The sequence below is a fragment of the Streptomyces sp. NPDC047049 genome (genome assembly GCF_040643995.1).
GTDB lineage: Bacteria > Actinomycetota > Actinomycetes > Streptomycetales > Streptomycetaceae > Streptomyces > Streptomyces mooreae.
On record NZ_JBEYVM010000025.1, the window covers coordinates 1 to 19579 of the forward strand.

General features: G+C 72.0%; 16 protein-coding genes, 1 rRNA gene and 2 pseudogenes. 11 read left to right on the top strand and 8 right to left on the bottom strand.

Features of this window, described 5'->3' with window-relative positions:
- From rrf to ABZ851_RS33700, 3 genes and pseudogenes are all read left to right on the top strand, one after another.
- Positions 1–91, top strand: a 5S ribosomal RNA gene (gene rrf, locus ABZ851_RS33690); the annotation flags it as partial.
- Between the two features lie 290 nt (positions 92–381).
- A pseudogene (locus ABZ851_RS33695) lies at positions 382–1017 on the top strand (hypothetical protein); the annotation flags it as partial.
- Between the two features lie 450 nt (positions 1018–1467).
- Positions 1468–2283, top strand: a complete 816-nt coding sequence (locus ABZ851_RS33700; RefSeq protein ID WP_336054674.1) for a hypothetical protein — start codon at positions 1468–1470, stop codon at positions 2281–2283.
- Positions 2284–2372: 89 nt separating this feature from the next.
- Here ABZ851_RS33700 and ABZ851_RS33705 read toward each other — a convergent pair whose 3' ends face one another.
- The 5 genes and pseudogenes from ABZ851_RS33705 to ABZ851_RS33725 form a co-directional block, all read right to left on the bottom strand.
- Positions 2373–4181 carry an IucA/IucC family siderophore biosynthesis protein gene (locus ABZ851_RS33705; protein WP_361136155.1) on the bottom strand — a complete coding sequence of 603 codons (1809 nt, stop codon included), beginning with the start codon at positions 4179–4181 and terminating at the stop codon, positions 2373–2375.
- Positions 4182–4265: 84 nt separating this feature from the next.
- A pseudogene (locus ABZ851_RS33710) lies at positions 4266–4748 on the bottom strand (GNAT family N-acetyltransferase); the annotation flags it as partial.
- On the bottom strand, positions 4745–6064 hold the full coding sequence (locus ABZ851_RS33715) for a lysine N(6)-hydroxylase/L-ornithine N(5)-oxygenase family protein (protein WP_361135948.1): 1320 nt from the start codon (positions 6062–6064) through the stop codon (positions 4745–4747). The pseudogene ABZ851_RS33710 and the gene ABZ851_RS33715, both read right to left, overlap by 4 nt.
- 36 nt (positions 6065–6100) lie before the next feature.
- Positions 6101–7672 (bottom strand): aspartate aminotransferase family protein, encoded by a 1572-nt coding sequence (locus ABZ851_RS33720; protein WP_361135952.1) that lies wholly within the window; start codon positions 7670–7672, stop codon positions 6101–6103.
- 161 nt (positions 7673–7833) lie between these two features.
- Positions 7834–9099 carry a DUF1015 domain-containing protein gene (locus ABZ851_RS33725; protein ID WP_361135956.1) on the bottom strand — a complete coding sequence of 422 codons (1266 nt, stop codon included), beginning with the start codon at positions 9097–9099 and terminating at the stop codon, positions 7834–7836.
- 172 nt (positions 9100–9271) lie between these two features.
- On the opposite strand from ABZ851_RS33725, the gene ABZ851_RS33730 reads away from it, so the two are divergent.
- Positions 9272–10300: an HAD-IIA family hydrolase gene (locus ABZ851_RS33730; protein ID WP_361135959.1), complete on the top strand. Its 1029-nt coding sequence runs from the start codon at positions 9272–9274 to the stop codon at positions 10298–10300.
- Between the two features lie 97 nt (positions 10301–10397).
- Here the strand turns inward: ABZ851_RS33730 and ABZ851_RS33735 are convergent, their stop codons facing one another.
- Both ABZ851_RS33735 and ABZ851_RS33740 read right to left on the bottom strand, forming a co-directional pair.
- A complete protein-coding gene (locus ABZ851_RS33735) occupies positions 10398–11300 on the bottom strand; it encodes a siderophore-interacting protein (RefSeq protein WP_361135962.1) in 903 nt (300 codons plus the stop codon).
- Between the two features lie 152 nt (positions 11301–11452).
- On the bottom strand, positions 11453–12481 hold the full coding sequence (locus ABZ851_RS33740; protein ID WP_361135965.1) for an ABC transporter substrate-binding protein: 1029 nt from the start codon (positions 12479–12481) through the stop codon (positions 11453–11455).
- A gap of 64 nt (positions 12482–12545) precedes the next feature.
- Between ABZ851_RS33740 and ABZ851_RS33745 the strand changes: the two genes are divergently transcribed.
- From ABZ851_RS33745 to ABZ851_RS33755, 3 genes are all read left to right on the top strand, one after another.
- Positions 12546–13595, top strand: coding sequence for an iron chelate uptake ABC transporter family permease subunit (locus ABZ851_RS33745; protein WP_361135968.1), 1050 nt, complete (start codon positions 12546–12548; stop codon positions 13593–13595).
- Between the two features lie 137 nt (positions 13596–13732).
- On the top strand, positions 13733–14791 hold the full coding sequence (locus tag ABZ851_RS33750; RefSeq protein ID WP_361136158.1) for an iron chelate uptake ABC transporter family permease subunit: 1059 nt from the start codon (positions 13733–13735) through the stop codon (positions 14789–14791).
- A gap of 67 nt (positions 14792–14858) precedes the next feature.
- A complete protein-coding gene (locus ABZ851_RS33755) occupies positions 14859–15803 on the top strand; it encodes an ABC transporter ATP-binding protein (RefSeq protein WP_361135971.1) in 945 nt (314 codons plus the stop codon).
- Here ABZ851_RS33755 and ABZ851_RS33760 read toward each other — a convergent pair.
- Positions 15787–16134 carry an SCP2 sterol-binding domain-containing protein gene (locus tag ABZ851_RS33760; protein ID WP_336054662.1) on the bottom strand — a complete coding sequence of 116 codons (348 nt, stop codon included), beginning with the start codon at positions 16132–16134 and terminating at the stop codon, positions 15787–15789. The genes ABZ851_RS33755 and ABZ851_RS33760 overlap by 17 nt on opposite strands.
- Positions 16135–16208: 74 nt before the next feature.
- Here ABZ851_RS33760 and ABZ851_RS33765 point away from each other — a divergent pair, with 74 nt between their 5' ends.
- The 4 genes from ABZ851_RS33765 to ABZ851_RS33780 all read left to right on the top strand — a co-directional run bounded on the left by ABZ851_RS33765 (position 16209) and on the right by ABZ851_RS33780 (position 19337).
- Positions 16209–16550, top strand: coding sequence for a hypothetical protein (locus ABZ851_RS33765; protein WP_361135974.1), 342 nt, complete (start codon positions 16209–16211; stop codon positions 16548–16550).
- Between the two features lie 7 nt (positions 16551–16557).
- Positions 16558–17373, top strand: a complete 816-nt coding sequence (locus tag ABZ851_RS33770; RefSeq protein WP_088797018.1) for a TlyA family RNA methyltransferase — start codon at positions 16558–16560, stop codon at positions 17371–17373.
- Positions 17370–18311, top strand: a complete 942-nt coding sequence (locus ABZ851_RS33775) for an NAD kinase (protein ID WP_328388002.1) — start codon at positions 17370–17372, stop codon at positions 18309–18311. Before ABZ851_RS33770 ends, ABZ851_RS33775 begins: the two co-directional genes overlap by 4 nt.
- Positions 18312–18599: 288 nt before the next feature.
- Positions 18600–19337, top strand: coding sequence for a class I SAM-dependent methyltransferase (locus ABZ851_RS33780; protein WP_361135978.1), 738 nt, complete (start codon positions 18600–18602; stop codon positions 19335–19337).
- Positions 19338–19579 lie beyond the last annotated feature (242 nt).

Consider the following 19579-nt stretch of genomic DNA (forward strand, 5'->3'; position numbering starts at 1 on the left):
GCCCGGTTACATTCCGAACCCGGAAGCTAAGCCTTTCAGCGCCGATGGTACTGCAGGGGGGACCCTGTGGGAGAGTAGGACGCCGCCGAACAATCTTTCAGGACCCTTGGTCCCAGCGTTCACGCTGGGACCAAGGGTCTTTTTTGTTTTTATGCCGAAGCGCGCCGAAGTCATCGGTGCGTGAGAATGAATGCAGTACCGAAGACAGGAGTCACGTCGATGTCCACCAACTCTTCCGACGATCGTTCGGAGCGCCGGCCGCAGCGGCGCGACGACGGTGACCGCGGTGGTTTCCGGCGTGACGACCGGGGACCGCGTCGTGACAGCGACCGCGGCGGCCGCCCGGCCGGTGCCGGTGGCGGTTACGCGGGCAGGGACAACCGCGGCGATCGTGGTGGGGACCGTGGTGGTTTCCGTCGGGACGACCGTCCTTCCGGTGGCGACCGGGGTGGATTCCGTGGGGGAGACCGCCGTGACGACCGGCCGCGTGGGCCGCGTCGCGATGATGAGCGCGGCGGTGGATTCCGACGGGACGAGCGGCGGGATGACCGGGGCGGGGACCGTGGTGGGTTCCGTCGTGACGACCGTCCGTCGGGTGGTGACCGTGGTGGATTCCGCGGTGGCGACCGGCGCGATGACCGCGGTGGCGAGCGCGGCGGTTTCCGTCGTGACGACCGTCCGTCGGGTGGCGAGCGTGGTGGGTTCCGCGGTGGCGACCGGCGGGACGACCGTGGTGCGGACCGTGGTGGTTTCCGTCGCGATGACCGCCCGTCCGGTGGCGACCGGGGTGGATTCCGACGGGACGAGCGGCGGGATGACCGGGGCGGGGACCGTGGTGGGTTCCGTCGCGACGACCGTCCGTCCGGTGGTGACCGGGGTGGGTTCCGCGGTGGCGACCGGCGGGATGACCGCGGTGGGGATCGTGGCGGTTTCCGTCGTGACGACCGTCCGTCGGGTGGCGAGCGTGGTGGATTCCGGGGCGGCGACCGGCGGGATGACCGCGGGGGGGATCGTGGTGGTTTCCGTCGCGATGACCGGCCGTCGGGTGGTGACCGTGGTGGATTCCGCGGTGGCGACCGGCGGGATGACCGCGGTGGGGACCGCGGCGGGTTCCGGCGGGATGACCGTGGCGGGGATCGTGGCGGGTTCCGCAGGGATGACCGGCGGGACGACCGTGGCGGGTTCCGTCGGGATGACCGTCCGTCCGGTGGTGACCGGGGTGGGTTCCGTCGGGACGACCGTCCGTCGGGTGGTGACCGTGGTGGGTACCGCGGTGGCGACCGGCGCGATGACCGCGGTGGGGACCGCGGCGGGTTCCGGCGGGATGACCGGCGGGACGACCGTGGTGGGTTCCGTAGGGACGAGGAGCGTGGGCGTCGGCCGTATGGTGCGGGGCGCGGGCGGGATGACCGCCGGGACGACCGGCGCGACGACCGGCGGGACCGGGACCGGGAGCCGATCAAGCGGCTGCCGATTCCGGAGGATGTCACCGGTGAGGAGATCGACAAGGATGTGCGTCAGGAGCTGCTGAGCCTGCCGAAGACGCTTGCCGATGATGTCGCCAAGAACCTGGTGATGGTGGCGAAGCTGCTGGACGAGGACCCGGAGAAGGCGTACGGATACTCGCGGGTGGCGCTGCGGCTGGCGTCCAGGGTCGCGGCCGTGCGCGAGGCCGCGGGCTTCGCGGCGTACGCGGTCGGCAAGTACAGCGAGGCGCTGGCGGAGTTCCGGGCGGCACGGCGGATGACCGGCAGCGTGGAGCTGTGGCCCGTCATGGCGGACTGTGAGCGTGGTCTGGGGCGTCCCGAGAAGGCGATGGCCATGGCCGGTGAGCCCGAGGTCCAGAAGCTGGACCGGGCCGGGCAGGTCGAGATGCGGCTGGTCGCGGCGGGTGCCCGGCGGGACATGGGGCAGGCGGATGCCGCGGTGGTGACGCTGCAGAGCCCGGAGCTGGCGTCGAGTGCGGTGCACCCGTGGACGGCGCGGCTGCGGTATGCGTACGCGGATGCGCTGCTGGCCGTCGGGCGCGAGGACGAGGCGCGCGACTGGTTCGCCAGGGCGCTGGAGGCCGACCAGGGCGGCACCACGGATGCCTCGGACCGGCTCGCCGAGCTGGACGGGGTGGAGTTCACCGATGCGCTGGAGGAGGCCGACGAGATGGAGGAGACGACGGAGGCCGACGAGAGCGCCGGGGCCCGTGAGGGCGACGGTGGTGCACGGGACGCCGATGGTGCACGGGACGGCGACGGTGTACGGGACGACGAGGGGCCGGCGAAGGGCTGAGTCGGCTGGTCGCCTCGTGACGAGCTGAGGTGAGGAGAAGGGCGGGTCCCCGTGAGGGGCCCGCCCTTCTCTCTTTTGCGGTGTGGGGGTCAGGGGGCAGTCGGTGCGTAAGGGGCGAGGGGGTTGCGGAGGGTGCCGATGAGCTGGAGGGCGCCGGCGGGGTCCTGGAGGTCGACCATCTGCTGGTTGTTGCGCAGCTGGAGGCGGTTGAGGCAGGAGAGGGCGAAGTCGTCGGTGAACATGTCGTACTGCCGGAACTTGTCGGCCAGGTGGGGAGCCGTGGCCTGGTAGCCGGTGACACAGGCGGCGACCGTGCGCCAGAAGGTGTCCTCGTCGAGGACGCCGCGGTCGGCGAGGGTGCCGCTCAGGAAGCGGAAGTAACAGTCAAAGACGTCGGTGAACACCGAGAGGAGTTTCTTGTCCTCGGGTACGTCGGCGCGGATGCGTTCGACGGCGGGGGGCAGGACCGCGTGCGGGTCCATGACGGCTATCTCTTCGGCGATGTCCTTGAAGATCACGCGGTCCACGGCGCCGTCCTCGAGGACCAGGATGGCGTTCTCGCCGTGCGGCATGAAGACCAGGTCGTAGGCGTAGAAGGCGTGCAGGACGGGGGTGAGGTACGCGTCGAGGTAGCGGCGGAGCCAGACGGCGGGCTCCAGGCCGGACTCCTCGATCAGGGCGGCGGCGAACGAGCCGCCCTCGTCGTCGAGGTGCAGCAACGAGGCCATGGTGGCCAGCCGTTGCCCCGGTTCAATGGTGGGTACCGGGCTTTCGCGCCACAGGGCGGCGAGCATCTTCAGATACGGGGAGCCCTTGGCGGTGGCGGCCTCGTACTGGCGGTGGTGGTAGCCGATCGCGGCGCGCTCGCGGATGATCGAGAAGCGGGCGGCCCGGAAGGTGTCATCGGCGGCGATCAGGCGGGCCAGCCAGTCGTTGATGGCCGGGGTGGCTTCCATGTAGGAGGCGGACAGGCCGCGCATGAAGCCCATGTTGAGGACGGAGAGGGCCGTTTTGACGTAGTGCTTGGCGGGGCTGGTGGTGTTGAAGAAGGTGCGGATGGACTGCTGGGCGAGGTAGTCGTCGTCGCCGGGGCCCAGGCACACCAGGCGCTGCCGGGCGACCTCGGCGGCGAAGGTGACGGAGAGCTTGTTCCACCACTGCCAGGGGTGGGTGGGGAAGAAGTAGTAGTCGTCGGGGTCGAGGCCGAGGCCGGTGAGAGTGGCGGTGAAGCGGGTGCGGGTGGTGTCGGCGAGTTCGTCGCGTATGAGGGTGTCGTAGTCCAGGCCGGCGCCGGCGGTGAAGGTGGCGTGGTCGCGGTGGGCGGCGAGCCAGATCAGCCGGAGCGGGCTCGCGGTCTCCGGGGCGTAGGCGTGGTACTCGTGGATGCCGAAGCCGAGGCGGCCGTTGTTGGCGACGAAGCAGGGGTGGCCCTCGGTCATGCCGGTCTCGATCGCCTGGAACGGCGATTTCGCGAGCTCGGCGGCGCCGGTCAGGCCGGCGGCCAGTTTGTAGGCGGTGCCGGACAGGGTGGAGCTGATCTCCTCCAGATAGACCGGCAGGATGTCCTCGCCGAGGCCCAGGGCTTCGCGCAGCTCGATGAAGAACTCCAGCGCGTCCAGGGGGAGTTCGGTGTCCCCGCGGTGGCGGGTGATGCTGTCGGCGTCGACCTGCCAGTGGTCCAGCGCCCGCCGGCGGGCGGCGAAGCGGTAGGCGGTGATGCCGTCGTCGCTGCGGATGGTGTAGTGGTCGTCCTGCGGCAGGCGCCGGGGGGTGAGCAGCCGCTCGTGGGCGAACTCGGCGAGCCCCTTGCGGATCAGCAGGCGGTTGGCGCGGGCCCACAGCGCGGGGGTGAGGTGGGCGACGGCGTCCTGGGCGGTCGGCCCGTTGCCGGCGGTCATCGGTGGTCTCCCTCGGGTGGCCAGGAACTGTTCGCGGGTGCAGGTGCTGAGGTACGCGTCTTTGGAGGGGAGCGAGACGGTGCGCTGGATCTCGAAGCCCACGGCCTTGTTGAGGGCGTGGACGGCCGTGTTGCCGGCGTCGGGTTCGACGACCACCCGGCGGGTGTCCGGGTCGGCGAAGAGCATTTCCATGACGGTGGTGATGACGGCCCGGGTGAAGCCGTGCACGGGGGTGTCGGTGGGAGCCGCCAGGAAGTGCATGCCGACGTCGCCGGGGGCGGCGGCGTGGATGCCGACCAGCTCCCGGTGGGCGGGGTCGTAGCGCTCCATCAGGAAGGCCGGGGTGCCGTTGTGCAGGCCGAGGAAGGCGTCGTGGAAGGGGTCGGCGGCAATCCGCGTGAACTCCTTCTCGACCGCGGCGAGGTCGCACTCCTGCATCAGCCAGAAGACGGCCTTGGGGTGGGTGACCCAGCCGTGCAGCAGCGCGGCGTCGGCCGACGGGTCGACCGGGCGGACGGAGAATTCCCCCAGCGCGGGGTCGGTGCGGGTGAAGAGCACAGCGCTCATGCCGGGGCCTCCATGAGGTGGTGCGGGCCGGCCGGGGCGGCGAATTCCTGGAAGGCGATGGCCTTTTCGACCGGGTAGTACTCGCGGCCGAGAAGTTCGCGGATGATGCAGGCGTTGCGGTACGCGGCCATGCCGAGGTCGGGGGTGACGAAGCCATGGGTGTGCAGCTCGGCGTTCTGCACGTAGATGCCGTGGCCGGTGGTGTCGATGCTGTAGTTGCGGGCCACGTCGTAGCGGCCGGCGTCGTCCCAGGCGATCCGGTCGTGGACGGGGGCGAGGAAGTCCGGTACGCGGTAGCGGTAGCCGGTGGCGAGGATCAGGCCCTGGGTGTCGAGGGTGAAGTCGCTGCCCTGTTCCTCCTGGCGCAGGCCGAGGGTGTAGGTGCCGCTCGCCTCGTCGTAACCGGCCTGGCGCAGCGCGGTGTTGGTGAGCAGCCGGGTGGGGACGGGGCCGGCCAGGTTCTTCTGGTAGAGCAGGTCGAAGATGTCGTTGATCAGGGCGGAGTCGATGCCCTTGTAGAGGTGTTTCTGGGTGGCGTTGAGGTGGTCGCGGGTGGCCGGGGGGAGGGCGTGGAAGTAGTCCACGTACTCCGGTGAGGTCATCTCCAGCGTGAGCTTGGTGTATTCGAGGGGGAAGAAGCGCGGGGAGCGGGTGGCCCAGGTCAGGTGGTAGCCGTGGCTGTCGATGTCCTGGAGGAGGTCGTAGTAGATCTCCGCGGCGCTCTGGCCGCTGCCGATGAGGGTGATGCTCTCCTTGGCCTGGAGGGCGGGCTTGGCGTCCAGGTAGCCGGCGTTGTGCAGCAGGTCGCCGCCCAGGCCCTGGCAGGCGTCGGGGAGGTAGGGCGGGGTGCCGGTGCCCAGGACGAGCTTGCGGGTGCGGTGGGTGGTGCGCTCGCCGGTGGGCAGGTGCTCGGCGTGGACGACGTACAGTTCGGCGCCCTGGTCGTACGCGACGCGGGTGACCCGGTGGGCGAAGCGGACGTTGTCGAGTTTGCCGGCCGCCCAGCGGCAGTAGTCGTTGAACTCGGCGCGCAGCGGATAGAAGCTCTCGCGGATGTAGAAGGGGTACAGCCGCCCCGATTCCTTGAGGTAGTTCAGGAACGAGAAGGGCGAGGTGGGGTCGGCGAGGGTGACCAGGTCGGCCAGGAACGGCACCTGGAGGTGGCTGCTGTCCAGCATCATGCCGGGGTGCCAGTCGAAGGACGGCTTGTCGTCCAGGAACAGGCCGTCGAGTCCGTCGACCGGCTCGGTCAGACAGGCCAGGCCCAGGTTGAACGGACCGAGGCCGATGGCGATGAAGTCGTAAGGGGCGGACACGAGGTCTCCGATGGGGGAGGTCTGCGGTGGCGAGGGTCAGCGCGCGCTGAGTGCCGGCCGGGGCTGCTCGGCGAGGAAGGTCCCGGCGTGTTCGGCGATCAGGTCGAGGACGGTGGCGATGTCCTCCACGGTGGTCTCCGGGTTGAGCAGGGTGAACTTGAGGTGGTGGCGGCCGTCGACGACGGTGCCCGCGACGATCGCGTCACCGGAGGCGGACAGGGCCTCGCGGGCGTGCAGATTGACCCGGTCGCCGAGTTCGGGGTCCTGGTCGGTGCCGGGGACGTAGCGGAAGACCAGGGTGCTCAGCTGGGGCTGGACGACGACGGAGAAGCGGGGGTCGTCGTGGAGGAGTTTCCAGGCCTCCGCGGCGCGGTCGATGACGTCGTCGAAGAGCTCCCCGACGGCGTGGGCGCCCATGATGCGCAGGGTGAGCCAGAGCTTGAGGGCGTCGAAGCGGCGGGTCGTCTGGAGCGACTTGTCGACCTGGTTGGGGATGCGGGCTTCCGCCATCCGGCGCGGATTGAGGTAGTCCGCGTGGTAGGTGACGTGCTGCAGCGTGGCGCGGTCGCGGACCAGGACGGCGCTCGAACTGACCGGCTGGAAGAAGGACTTGTGGTAGTCGACAGTCACCGAGTCCGCGCGTTCGATGCCGGTCAGCAGGGCGCGGCGGCGGGAGACCAGCAGGCCGCAGCCGTAGGCGGCGTCGACATGCATCCAGGCGCCGTAGCCGGCGCACAGGCCGGCGATCTCGGGGAGCGGGTCGATGGAGCCGAAGTCGGTGGTGCCGGCGGTGGCCACGACGGCCATGGGTATCAGGCCGTCGCGGTGGCAGCGCGCCAGTTCCGCGGCCAGGCTGTCGGTGCGCATCCGCTTGTGCTCGTCGACGGGGACGGTGAGGACGGCCTCCGCGCCCATGCCGAGCAGGGTGGCCGATTTGCGGATGCTGAAGTGGCTGCACTCGGAGGTGAGGATCCGCAGCCGGGGCAGGACGTCCGTGCGGCGGGTGGCCGGTGGCCCTCCCTGCTCGAACGGGGTGAAGAGCTTGGCGGACGGTGCGCCGTCGGCGGTCAGCGCGCGGCGGCAGGCCTCGTCGCGGGCGAGCAGCATGGCCTGGAGGTTGGACTGGCTGCCGCCGCTGGTGAAGATCCCGTCGGCCGCTTCGCCCAGGCCGATCCGCTCGGCCGTCCAGTCGATGAGCCGGCGCTCGATGAGGGTGCCGCCGGCGCTCTGGTCCCAGGTGTCCAGGGAGGAGTTGACGGCGGAGAGTACGGCCTCGCCGACGAGGGCGGGAATCACCACGGGGCAGTTGAGGTGCGCCAGGTAGCGCGGGTGGTGGAAGTAGACGGCGTCGCGGAGGTAGACCTCTTCGAGCTCGTCGAGCGCGGCGGCCGCGTCGTGCAGCGGGGCGTCGAGGTCGACGCCCATGACGGCGGGGGCGAGGTCGTCGACGGTGATGCCGGTGAACGGGCGGGTGGTGCCCGCGATTTTGGCGCCGATCCGTGTGACGCTCTCGGTGACCGCGCTGCGGTAGCGCTGGGCCGTCTTCTCGTTGAGCAGGTATGTCCGGCTGTCGGCCGGGTCCTCGGCGGGGCGCGCGAGGAGATCCATGAAGGTGTCCTCCCTGGTGCGGACTTGACCACGTCCGGCGCAGGCTGAGGTGCGCGCAGGGGCAGGGAGACCCACCCGTGCGACGTGGTTAGGTAAGGCTAGCCTAATTTCGCCTCGGGAGGGATGAGAGGTGCCGTGGAGGGGGCGGCGGCCCGGAGAATTCAGTTCCGGTGGTCGTCCAGGGTGCGCAGGACCAGACCCGTGGCGGGCTTGGGGCCGAACGAGGTGGACTTCCGCGGCATCGTCACGCCGTGCTCCGCGAGTTGACGGACCGTCTCCTCGGAGGTGGCGCGCATCAGGACCGCGGTGCCGCCGTGCCGGGCGGCCTGCTCGACGGCGGCCGCGGTGTGATGCAGGTAGCTGATGTCCGACGGGTGGTCGGGGATGTGCCAGACCTCGTCCAGCAGGACGGAGTGCAGCACCGTGGCGTCCAGCCGCCGCCAGGCCTCGGGCCGGTCCCGGCGGATCGTGCGGTCCAGCAGGGAGGGGTCGGGGCGGTCCAAGAGGTGGAAGGAGTCCGGCCCGCCGGCGAGGACGAAGGCGGTGCCGGGCGTCTCCTCCAGGGCCTCCAGGGCGGCGGACAGCTCACCCGGCAGGGTGCGGGCCCGGAAGGCACCGGCCAGATCCGCCAGCGCCTTGGCGGGCGGCAGATGCGGCAGTACCCGGTGGATCGCCCGGACCTGGAGCGGGTAGCGGGCGGTGTCCACCAGCAGCACCAGGCCGGACGCCCAGGGGGAGGCGGCGGTGGCGCCGGGCTGCTGCTCGTACAGCCGCTGATAGGTCGCCCAGCGGTGGTGGCCGTCGGCGATCAGCGCCTGCCGGCCGGCCAGATCGTCGTCGACGGCGGCGAGATCGGCGGGGTCGGTGACCGCCCACAGCCGGTGCGCGAAGCCGTCCTCGGTGGTGGTGGCGAGCAGCGGATCGCGCTGCACCGTGCGCTCGATGACCGCGGCGGCGCCGGTCGAGGTGCCCTGGCCGCGGTAGGAGAGCAGCAACGGCTCGAAATTGGCGGCCGCCGCGCGCATCAGGGCGGCCCGGTCCTCGACCACCTCCGGGATGACGCCCTCGTGCGGCAGCACCGGGCCGTCCAGGCCCAGCGCCCCGATCAGTCCGCGCTGCAGCACCTCGCCGGAACGCTGCTCGTAGACGTACAGTGCGGGCTCGGCGTCCTGCCGCAGCACGCCCTCGGCGCGCCAGTGGCGCAGGGTGTCGGCGGCCTGGCGGTGGCGGGTGGTGGGGTCCGCGGCGTGCGGCAGGATCAGCCGGACGATGTTGTACGGGTCGGCGGTCTCCAGGTGGCGCACGCCATCCGGCCGCACCACCACGTCGTACGGCGGGGACATCACAGCGGTCAGGCTGCTGACCCGCTCGCGGTCGTATCGCAGTCCGCGGAACGGGTGGAGGCGGAGGCCGTCGGTACTGGTCATTGAAGAATGCTATGCCGCCGGGCCGATGAGGGAAGATCGGGGGACAGCCCGTGCGTGGCTGGAAATATCGGTATGCGCGAGGGGGGAACGGTGTGTCAGGCGGCACGGTGAGCGTGCGCCCGGCCCCGGCGGATCTCTTCGTGCGGTGTGTGGGAGCGAGGAGCGAGACGGCATGAACGAGCAGGTTCGCAGGCGGCCCGACGGGTGCCGGCGCCCGCTGAGCGAGGCGTACGACACGGCGCTGCTGGATCTGGACGGGGTCGTCTACGCCGGCGGGCGGGCCATCGCCCACGCCGTGGAGTCGCTGACGCACGCACGGGACGGCGGGATGCACCTCGCCTATGTGACCAATAACGCCGCCCGCACCCCGCAGGCCGTTGCCGACCAGTTGTCCGGTTTCGGGCTGCCGACCGGCCCGGCCGATGTGATCACGTCGGCGCAGGCGGTGGCGCGGCTGATCTCCGAGCAGGTGCCGTCGGGCGCGCGGGTGCTGGCCGTCGGGGGCGAGGGGCTGTGGGTGGCGCTGCGCGAGCGCGGTCTCGAACCCGTCCGCTCCGCGGACGACGACCCGGCGGCGGTGGTGCAGGGATTTGACCCCACGCTGGACTGGGAGCGGCTGGCGGAGGCCGCGTACGCGGTGCAGCGCGGGGTGCCGTGGTTCGCGTCCAACACCGATCTGACGATCCCCAAGGAACGGGGGATCGCGCCCGGCAACGGTGCGCTGGTGGAGGTGGTGCGGACCGCCGCGGGCGGCGGCTCGCCGCAGGTGGCGGGCAAGCCGCAGCCGCCGATGCACCGGGAGACGGTGCTGCGCACCGGTGCGCAGCGGCCGTTGGTGATCGGCGACCGGCTCGACACCGACATCGAGGGCGCCTGCAACGGCGAGGTCGACTCGCTGCTGGTGCTCACCGGCGTCACCACGCCCGCCGAGCTGCTGGCCGCCCCGCCGCGGCACCGTCCCGCGTATGTGGCCGAGGATCTGCGCGGGCTGCTGGCACCGCAGCCGGCGGTGACCGCGGACGACGGCGGGTTCCGGTGCGGCGGCTGGCGGGCCGAGGTGGCCGGTGGCGCGCTGTCCGTCACGGGCGAGGGGGCGCCGCTGGACGGGCTGCGGGCGCTGTGCGCGGCGGCCTGGACGGCTGCCGGGGACGGCAGTTGCGGGGCGGATGCGGGGAAGGCGCTGGGGCGGATCGGGAGGTGAGGCGGGGCCCGGGCCCTGCGGTCCGGGCTCTTTCTCCGCAAGGCCCCTGGCGGGTTCGCCGGTCCTCGCCGGTGGCCCTCGCCGTCCGTTCCCGCCGTCAGTTCTCCTCGGCCGACGACGACGTAGCCGCGGCCGCGGCGGTCAGCTCCGCGATCAGGTCCTCCTCGGTGGCGCCGCGGCGCCAGTAGCCGGTGAACTTCACCGCCCTGCGGTCGATGCCGCGCTCGCGGACGAGGTGCCTGCGCACCGCCTTGACGGTCCCGGCCTCCCCGGCGATCCAGGCGTACGGGGTGCCCTCGGGCAGCTCGGCGGCGCGGAGCGCGTCGAGCACCGGCTCGCCGCGCCCGGCGGCCGCCTCGTCCCGGACGAGCCACCGGATGCCGGCGTCGGCGAAGGTCGCGAGCCGCTGCCGGTCGTCCTCGTGCGCGATTTCGAGCCAGACCTCGGCCCGGGTGCCGGGGGAGAGCCAGGACAGGATGCCGGCGATGGCGGGCAGCGCCGTCTCGTCGCCGGTGAGCAGAATCCAGTCGGTGCCGGCCGGTGGACGGAAGTCGACGCCGCCGTTGTCCTCGACGGCGGGGGCGAGGACGGTCAGCCGGTCGCCGGGCCGGGCCCGGGCGGCCCAGCGGGAGGCGGGACCGCCCGCCGTGGCGGCGCTGTCAGGACCGGCGCCGTGCAGCGCGAAGTCGACATCGAACTCCGCCGGTTCGTGGCGCTGTTCGCGGATCGTGTACGAGCGCATCACCGCACGCTCGGCCGGATCCTGTGCCCGCCAGGCGGTGTACCAGCCGTCGCCGGTGTCGTCGAAGACCGGCCGGTCCTGGTGGGGCTGCGGGAGGAAGAGCTTGAAGCGCTGGTCGCGGCCGCCGGAGGCCAGTTCCGCGAGCCGTTCGCCGCCGAAGGTGATCCGCACCATGGAGGGGCTCAGCCGCCTGGACCGGACGACGTGCACATCGAAGAAGCGGAACGGTGCGGTGGACGGGGCGACGGTCGTGGTCATACGGGTACCTCCCGGAACGGTGGTGGGGGCGGGGGAGACCGCGGCGGGCGGCGAGGGCCGGTCGTGAGCGTCCCGTCGTTCGCCCGCAGAGGCGGACGGGGCGGTGCGGACGGGTCCTGCGGCCGGCGGGCGCCGAGCGCCGCGGCCGTACGTCAGCCGGCCTTCTTGGCGCCCTCGATCGCCTTGGCGAGCGATTCGATGAGCGGTGCGGCGCCCGCGTAGGAGAAGCGCGGCTCGCTCGACCAGGGGGTGATCTGGCCGGCCTTGACGGCGGGCAGCTTGGACCAGGAGGGCTTGGCGGCCAGGTCCTTGGGCTGGAGGGTCGCGGTCCGGTTGTCCAGCAGGAGGACGTCGGCCTGGTACTTGTCGGCGTTCTCCCAGCTCAGGCTCTCGAAGTAGCCGCCCTTGTCCAGGTGGTCGGGGACGATCAGATCCACGCCGAGGGACTTGTAGTACATGAGGTCGGCGTTGATGCCGGGGTTGGAGGCGTAGAAGAGGTCGGGGCTGCCGGAGCAGGCGAGCACCTTGACCGGGTGGGACCCCGCGGCCTTGCGCAGCGCCGCGGAGGCCTTCTCGAAGCGGGCCTTGGCGTCGGTGACCTTCTTGGCCTTCAGATCGGCGCCGAGCGACCCGGCCAGCTCGGCGTAGCGCTCGATGATCTTGATGAGCGGGACGCGGGAGGAGGTGAGGGCGACGGACTCGGCGAGCTTGGTGATCTTGTCCTTGCTGTCGTCCGGTACGAACCACAGCGCGCCCGGCTCGTACATGTTGGTGACCAGCAGATCGGGGCGCAGCGCCGCGAACTTCTCGACGTTGAACTGGTTGTAGGCGTTGCCGATGACGGTGACCTTGTCGACGTCCAGGTCACCGGCCTGCGGGTCGGGCTTGCCGTTCTTGAGCTTGGTGGGGCCGAAGACGCCGACGATCCGGTCGTCGATCCCGAAGTCGTGCAGGGCAGCCGCGGTGCCGGTGAAGGCAACGATGCGCCGGGGGGTGTTCTTCAGGGCGGCTTTCTGCTCACGGTCGTCGGTGAACGACCAACGGCCCGTCGGGGCGCCGCTGTTGGTGCCGCCCGAGTCCTTGTTCCCGCCGCAAGCGGCCAGCAGGGCGCCGATGCCGAGGGCGCCGCCCGTGGCCAGGATGCCGCGACGGGACGGGGTGACGCTACGGGAGGTGCTCATGATGGCTGTGCTTCTCTCTGGAAGGGGCAGCTGGTCAATATGAGGGTAGGCTAACCTAACTGTCGTGTTGGTTGACAGTCCCCCCGAAGCAGCTGCGGCCCCGGCCCCCGCGACCCCCAGGAGACGGCATCTCCTGCGCTCCGCGGGGCTGGTGGCCTCCCTCGCCGTACTGGCCGTGATCGCCGTCCTCGGTATCGCCGTGGGCGCGAAACAGATCCCCCTCGACCAGGTGTGGCACGGGGTGTTCCACTACTCCGGCTCCGACACCGATGTCGTCATCCGCGATGTCCGCTTTCCCCGCACCCTGCTCGGCCTGATCATCGGTGCCGCGCTCGGCCTGGCCGGCACGGTCATGCAGGCGCTGACCCGGAATCCCCTGGCGGACCCGGGAGTTCTCGGCATCAACGCCGGCGCCTCGGCCGCGGTCGTCTCGGCCATCAGCTTCTTCGGCGTCACCTCGCTGACCGGCTATGTGTGGTTCGCGTTCGCCGGCGCCGCGGTGGTCTCCGTCGCGGTGTACGTCCTCGGCGGCACCCGCGGCGCCACACCCGTACGGCTCGCCCTCGCCGGCACCGCGCTGACCGCCGTCCTCGTCGGCTACATCAACGCCGTCAATCTGATGGACACCGCGGCCCTGGACAAGATGCGCTTCTGGACGGTGGGTTCGCTGGCCTCGGCCACCCTGCCGACGGTCGGCCGGATCGCGCCATTTCTCGCCGTGGGGGGTGTCCTCGCGCTGCTGCTCGCCCGGCCGCTGAACGCCCTTGCGCTCGGCGACGACCAGGCGCGGGCGCTGGGAGCCCGGCTGACCCGCACCCGGGTGCAGGCGATGCTCGCGGTCACCCTGCTGTGCGGCGGGGCGACCGCCGCCTGCGGCCCGATCGTCTATGTGGGCCTGATGGTTCCGCATCTCGTACGGGCCATCACCGGGCCCGACATGCGCTGGATCCTGCCGTACTCCGCGGTGCTCTCGCCGGTCCTGCTGCTCGGCGCGGATGTGCTCGGCAGGGTGGTGGCCCGGCCCGGTGAGCTGCAGGTCGGCATCGTCACGGCCGTCGTCGGCGGCCCGGTCTTCATCTATCTCGTACGGCGTCGGAGGATGGCCCAGCTGTGAGCGCGAGTGTGCGGCCCGGGAAGGGCACCGAGGAGAACACCGAGCCGGGCGCCGGAGAGAACGCCGGGCCGGACACCGGGGCGGTGGCCAAGGCCGGTGCCCCGCGCGGACGGGCGGGAAGGGCCCGGCGGGTCACGGTGGTGCGCACCAGGGGCGGGCTGTCGGTGCGCCTGGACGTGCCCGCCGTGGTGGCCGGGCTGGTGCTGCTGGCCGTCGCGCTGGCCGCCGCCGTCGCCCTGATCGGCTCCGGCGACTACCCGATGACCCCGGCCGAGGTCATCGCCACCCTGACCGGCGGCGGCGATGCCGGCCAGGAGTTCATCGTGCGGGACCTGCGGCTGCCGCGGGTGCTGGTGGGGCTGCTGGTCGGCGCCGCGTTCGGGATCGCCGGGGCGGTCTTCCAGACCGTTTCGCGCAACCCGCTGGGCAGCCCGGACGTCCTCGGCCTCACCCAGGGATCGTCCGTCGGCGCGCTGGTCGCCATCGTCTGCTTCCAGGCCGGGACCTTCGCGGTCGCCGCCGGAGCGGTCGTCGGCGGCGTGGTCACCGGCGTCGCCATCTTCCTGCTCGCCTGGAAGCGCGGTATCCACGGCTACCGCTTCGTGCTCGTCGGCATCGGAGCCGGCGCGATGCTCTACGCGATGGTGCTCTACCTCCTGACCAAGGCGAACATCGTCGACGCGACCCGGGCCACCACCTGGATGACCGGCTCCCTCAACGGCCGCGACTGGGACCAGCTGTGGCCGCTGGCCGCCGTCTGCGTCGTCCTCGTCCCGCTGCTGCTGTTCCACGGGCGTGCGCTGCGCATGCTGGAGATGGGCGATGACGCCGCGAGCGCCCTGGGCGTACGCGTCGAGCGGGTCCGTATCGTCGCGCTGCCGGCGGCGGTCGTGCTCGTCGCCGCCGCCACCGCCGCGGCCGGGCCCATCTCCTTCGTGGCGCTGACCGCACCCCAGCTGGCCCGGCGGCTGTCCCTCCCGCGCTTCCTCAAGGGCGCGGGCAGCGGCGCACCCCTGCCCGGCCCCAATCTGCTGCTGTCCGCCCTCATGGGTGCCGTGCTGCTGGTCGTCGCCGACTGGGCCGCCCAGCGGGTCTTCGGCGCCGACCAGCTGCCGGTGGGCGTGCTGACCGGTGTCCTGGGCGGTGGCTATCTGCTGTGGCTGCTGGCCACGGAGCGCAGGGCGGGACGGATATGAGACGGCGGACGCGACGGACCGACGCGCCGCGCACCCGCATGGATACGACAACCTCAGGAGCTTTGAAGTGAGCCGTCTTACGGCGGAGAACGTCACCCTCGCCTACGACCAGCGGGTCATCGCCCAGAACCTCTCGGTGGCCATCCCCGACCACTCCTTCACGGTCATCGTCGGCCCGAACGCCTGCGGTAAGTCCACGCTGCTGCGCGCGCTCTCGCGCATGCTCAAGCCGGCCACGGGATCGGTGCTGCTGGACGGCTCGGCGATCTCCTCCCTGCCGGCCAAGAAGGTCGCCAGGACGCTCGGGCTGCTGCCGCAGTCCTCGATCGCCCCGGGCGGGATCACCGTGGCGGACCTGGTGGCCCGCGGCCGCTATCCGCACCAGGGGCTGCTGCGGCAGTGGTCGGCCGATGACGAGCGGATCGTCCGGGAGTCGATGGCGGCCACCGGGGTCGGCGAGCTGGCCGACCGCTATGTCGACGAACTGTCCGGCGGGCAGCGGCAGCGGGTGTGGATCGCGATGGCGCTCGCCCAGCAGACGCCGTTGTTCCTGCTCGACGAGCCGACGACCTACCTGGACATCCAGCACCAGATCGAGGTCCTGGACCTGTGCGCCGAGCTGCACGAGGAGCAGGGGCGGACGCTGGTCGCGGTGCTGCACGACCTCAACCACGCGGCCCGTTACGCGACCCATCTGATCGCCATGAAGGACGGCGCGGTCCTCGCCGAGGGCGCGCCGGGCGACATCGTCACGGCGGAGCTGGTGGAACGGGTCTTCGGGCTCAGCTGCCGGATCATCGAGGACCCGGAGACCGGCACCCCGCTGGTCGTCCCGGCCGCGCGCAAGCCCCGTAACGGCGGGAGGGGGGCGGGCCGGGGCCCGGCGCGGACGCCGCACACGGGGCAGGACGGGGGCCGGGCCGACGGGACCGCCGCGGGTGGGGCCCCGGCCGCCGGAAACCCGGCCGCCGGGAAGACGAAGGGCGGGACGGCTACTACAGCAGCGTCCTGAGGCGCAGCAGGTCTCGCAGGCCGGCCTCCAGCTTGACGCGACCGCTGCCCCAGGCCTTGGCGAAGTTCAGCTTCCCGTCCACCAGGGCGACCAGATCGTCGCCGGCCATGGACAGCCGGATCTCGGCCTTGTGCGGAGGCGGGCCGGGGACCTGGGTCACCTCCTGGATGGAGCCGTCGGACAGCCGCCCGAGGAAGGTCACATCGAGGTCCGTGATGCGGCAGCTGAGCGAACGGTCGAACGCGGCCGCGCGCCGGACGTTGCCGTCCGCCGAGGACAGATTCTGGGCCAGCCGGTCGAGAGCGGCGCGGCACTGGTCGAGGGTTGCCATCGTGAGCGACGATACGCCAGGTCGGGGACGGCTCGTTCGTCCTTGTCAGCCTTCGCCAAGGTAGCGTCGGGGGCATGGAAGAGCCGATGCCCGGCCCGGAGCCGGAGGCACCCGCACAAGCCGCGCAGCCGGAGCCCGTGCCGTCCGGGGAACAGCAGGAGGGCGCCGGCGCCGCGGGAGCCGCGCCGGCCGGTGATGCCGAGCCGCAGCCGCTCGGGGTGGGGACGACCCCGACCGGTCAGACCGCGGTCGACTCCAGGCTGCGCCGCCTCGCCGATGCCGACCACCTCCCGGCGAGCGGACACCTGCAGGTGTACGAGGATGTGCACCGTGGACTGCGCGACGTGCTGGCCGGTCTCGACCAGCACCCCGGGCCGCCCGCCCCTTCCCCGACGACGCACGACAACAGGAGCTGAACCACAGGTGGCAGGAGTGGCACGACGCCGACTCGACGCGGAGCTGGTGCGCCGCAAGCTGGCCCGTTCCCGTGAGCACGCGAGCCAGCTGATCGCCGCGGGCCGGGTGACCGTCGGCGGGGCGACCGCAACCAAGCCGGCCACTCAGGTGGAGACCAGCGCGGCCGTGGTCGTACGCGAGGACGAGAGCGATCCGGACTATGTCTCGCGCGGCGGGCACAAGCTCGCCGGAGCCCTCGCCGCCTTCGTACCGCTCGGCCTGAAGGTCGAGGGCCGGCGGGCGCTGGACGCGGGCGCCTCGACCGGTGGCTTCACCGATGTCCTGCTGCGGGCCGGTGCCGGTCATGTCGTGGCCGTCGACGTCGGATACGGACAGCTCGCCTGGTCGCTGCAGAGCGATGAGCGGGTCACCGTGAAGGACCGCACCAACGTGCGCGAGCTGACCCTCGAACAGATCGACTCACAGCCCGTCGATCTCATCGTCGGCGACCTCTCATTCATTCCGCTGGGGCTCGTCCTGCCCGCGCTGGCCCGCTGTGCGGCGCCTGACGCGGACCTGGTGCTGATGGTCAAGCCGCAGTTCGAGGTCGGCAAGGAGCGGCTGGGCAGCGGCGGGGTGGTGCGCAGCGCGGAGCTGCGCGCCGACGCGGTACGAGCCGTCGCGCAGCGCGCCGCGGAGCTGGAATTTGGCGTACTTGGCGTAACTGCGAGCCCGCTGCCGGGACCGTCGGGGAATGTCGAGTACTTTCTGTGGCTCCGCGCCGGGGCGCCTGCACTCGACCCGGCGGATGTCGACCGTGCAGTGGCGGAGGGGCCTCGTTGACCACTACCCAGGCAGTTGAAGGCAGCGCAGCACACGGGAACACCGGAGCCGGGCGGACGGTCTTCCTGCTCGCCCACACCGGCCGCCCCGCGGCCATCCGCAGCGCCGAGCTCGTCGTCCAGGGGCTGCTGCGCTGCGGCATCGGAGTGCGGGTGCTGGCGGAGGAAGCCGCGGATCTGCCGCTGCCGCCGTCGGTCGAGCGCGTCGAGTCGGAGCAGTGCGCGGCCGAGGGCTGCGAACTGCTGGTGGTCCTGGGCGGGGACGGCACGCTGCTGCGCGGCGCGGACTTCTCCCGGACGTCCGGCGTCCCCATGCTCGGCGTCAACCTCGGCCGGGTCGGCTTCCTCGCGGAGGCCGAACGCGATGACCTCGACAAGGTCGTCGACCGGGTCGTCACCCGCGCGTACGAGGTCGAGGAGCGGATGACGCTCGATGTCCTCGTCCGCAACAACGGCAGTGTCGTTTACACCGATTGGGCCCTGAACGAGGCGTCGGTGGAGAAGGCCGCCCGGGAGCGGATGCTGGAGGTCGTGACCGAGGTGGACGGCCGGCCCGTCTCACGCTTCGGCGGCGACGGGGTGGTCTGTGCGACGCCGACCGGCTCCACCGCCTACGCCTTCTCGGCCGGCGGCCCGGTGGTCTGGCCCGAGGTCGAGGCCCTGCTGATGGTCCCGATCAGCGCCCATGCCCTGTTCGCCAAGCCGCTGGTCACCTCGCCGCGCTCCGTCCTGGCGGTCGAGGTACAGCCCAAGACCCCGCACGGCGTGCTGTGGTGCGACGGCCGCCGCAGCATCGAACTCCCGGCCGGCGCCCGGGTCGAGGTCCGCCGCGGCGCCGTGCCCGTACGCCTGGCCCGCCTGCATCATGCCTCCTTCACGGACCGCCTGGTCGCCAAGTTCGCCCTCCCGGTGGCGGGGTGGCGGGGAGCACCGCACTAGGGGCCGCCGGGGGCTTCTTCCGCTGAGAAACGGCTCTCCACCTTGAGAAACAGGGGCCGGCGCGGCGGGAAATGCCCCCGTGCCGCCCCGTGCCGGGGGCCTGGACGGCACTTCGCCCCCGGCCGTGACCGGCACCCTTCCCGCCTCCGCCGGCACCGCTCTCCCGGTCCGTCACGGCACCCGGCCACACCTCTGGCCCCGGGCCCCGGCGGCATCCGGTCCTATGATCTGCGAAAGGGGAAAACGGGGCGGAAAGGGCAGGGGGCGGGGATGGCGAAGGGGGAGCCGATGGACCGGAACATCCGCAGCGTGGAGGACGTACTCAAGCTCCTGGACGGCCTGTTCGCGCCGGAGGCCGACCGCTGGACGGCATCCGGGGCCCCTTGGTGGGACGGCTTCTACGCGGACCGCTCCAAGCCGGTGCCGTTCTTCGTGGCGAAGCCCGACGAAAGCCTGGTCTCCTACCTCGCACGCGGACTGATCAGCCCGGGACGCGCCCTCGACCTCGGGTGCGGCCCGGGCCGCAACGCACTGCACCTCGCCTCCGCGGGCTTCGCGGTGGACGCCGTGGACCTCTCGCCGGCCGCCCTCGCCTGGGCCGAGTGCCGGGCCCGCGAAGCGGGGGCCGACGTCAGGTTCCTGTGCGGCGACGCCTTCGCCCTTGCGGACACCGAGCTGACCGGCCCGTACGACCTGATCTACGACTCCGGCTGCTTCCACCATCTGCCGCCGCACCGCCGCATCAGTTACCTCGCCCTCCTCGACCGGGCCCTGGCACCCGGCGGGCATCTCGCCCTCACCTGTTTCGCGGCGGGCGGGATGGGCTCCGAACTCGGTGACACCGACTTCTACCGCCAGGCCCGCCTCCACGGCGGCCTCGCCTACACCCCGGAGTCCCTGCGCTGGATCTTCTCCGGTCTGTCGGAGGTGGAACTGCGCCGCATGCACGACGAGGGGCCGCAGTCGGCGTGCTTCGGCGAACCGTTCCTGTGGACGGCCTTGTGGCGCCGGACGGTGCCGTCGTAACCGGCACGCGTTACCCGACCGGCACCTGGCCCCGGCCCCGGCCCCGGCACCCGGCCCCGGCACCCGGCTCCGGCACCCGGCTCCGGGCGGTCCCCCGTCGAGGCGAATGCGGGCCCCGCGCCGGCGAAGGCGGGACGCCGGCCACGCGGCACCCCATGCGCCGCCGCTCTCGCCATGAGCGCACCTTTCGTTCCGTTCTGTGACCCTCCGGGTGGCGGAACGCGAGCGCGCACCTCGGGGAA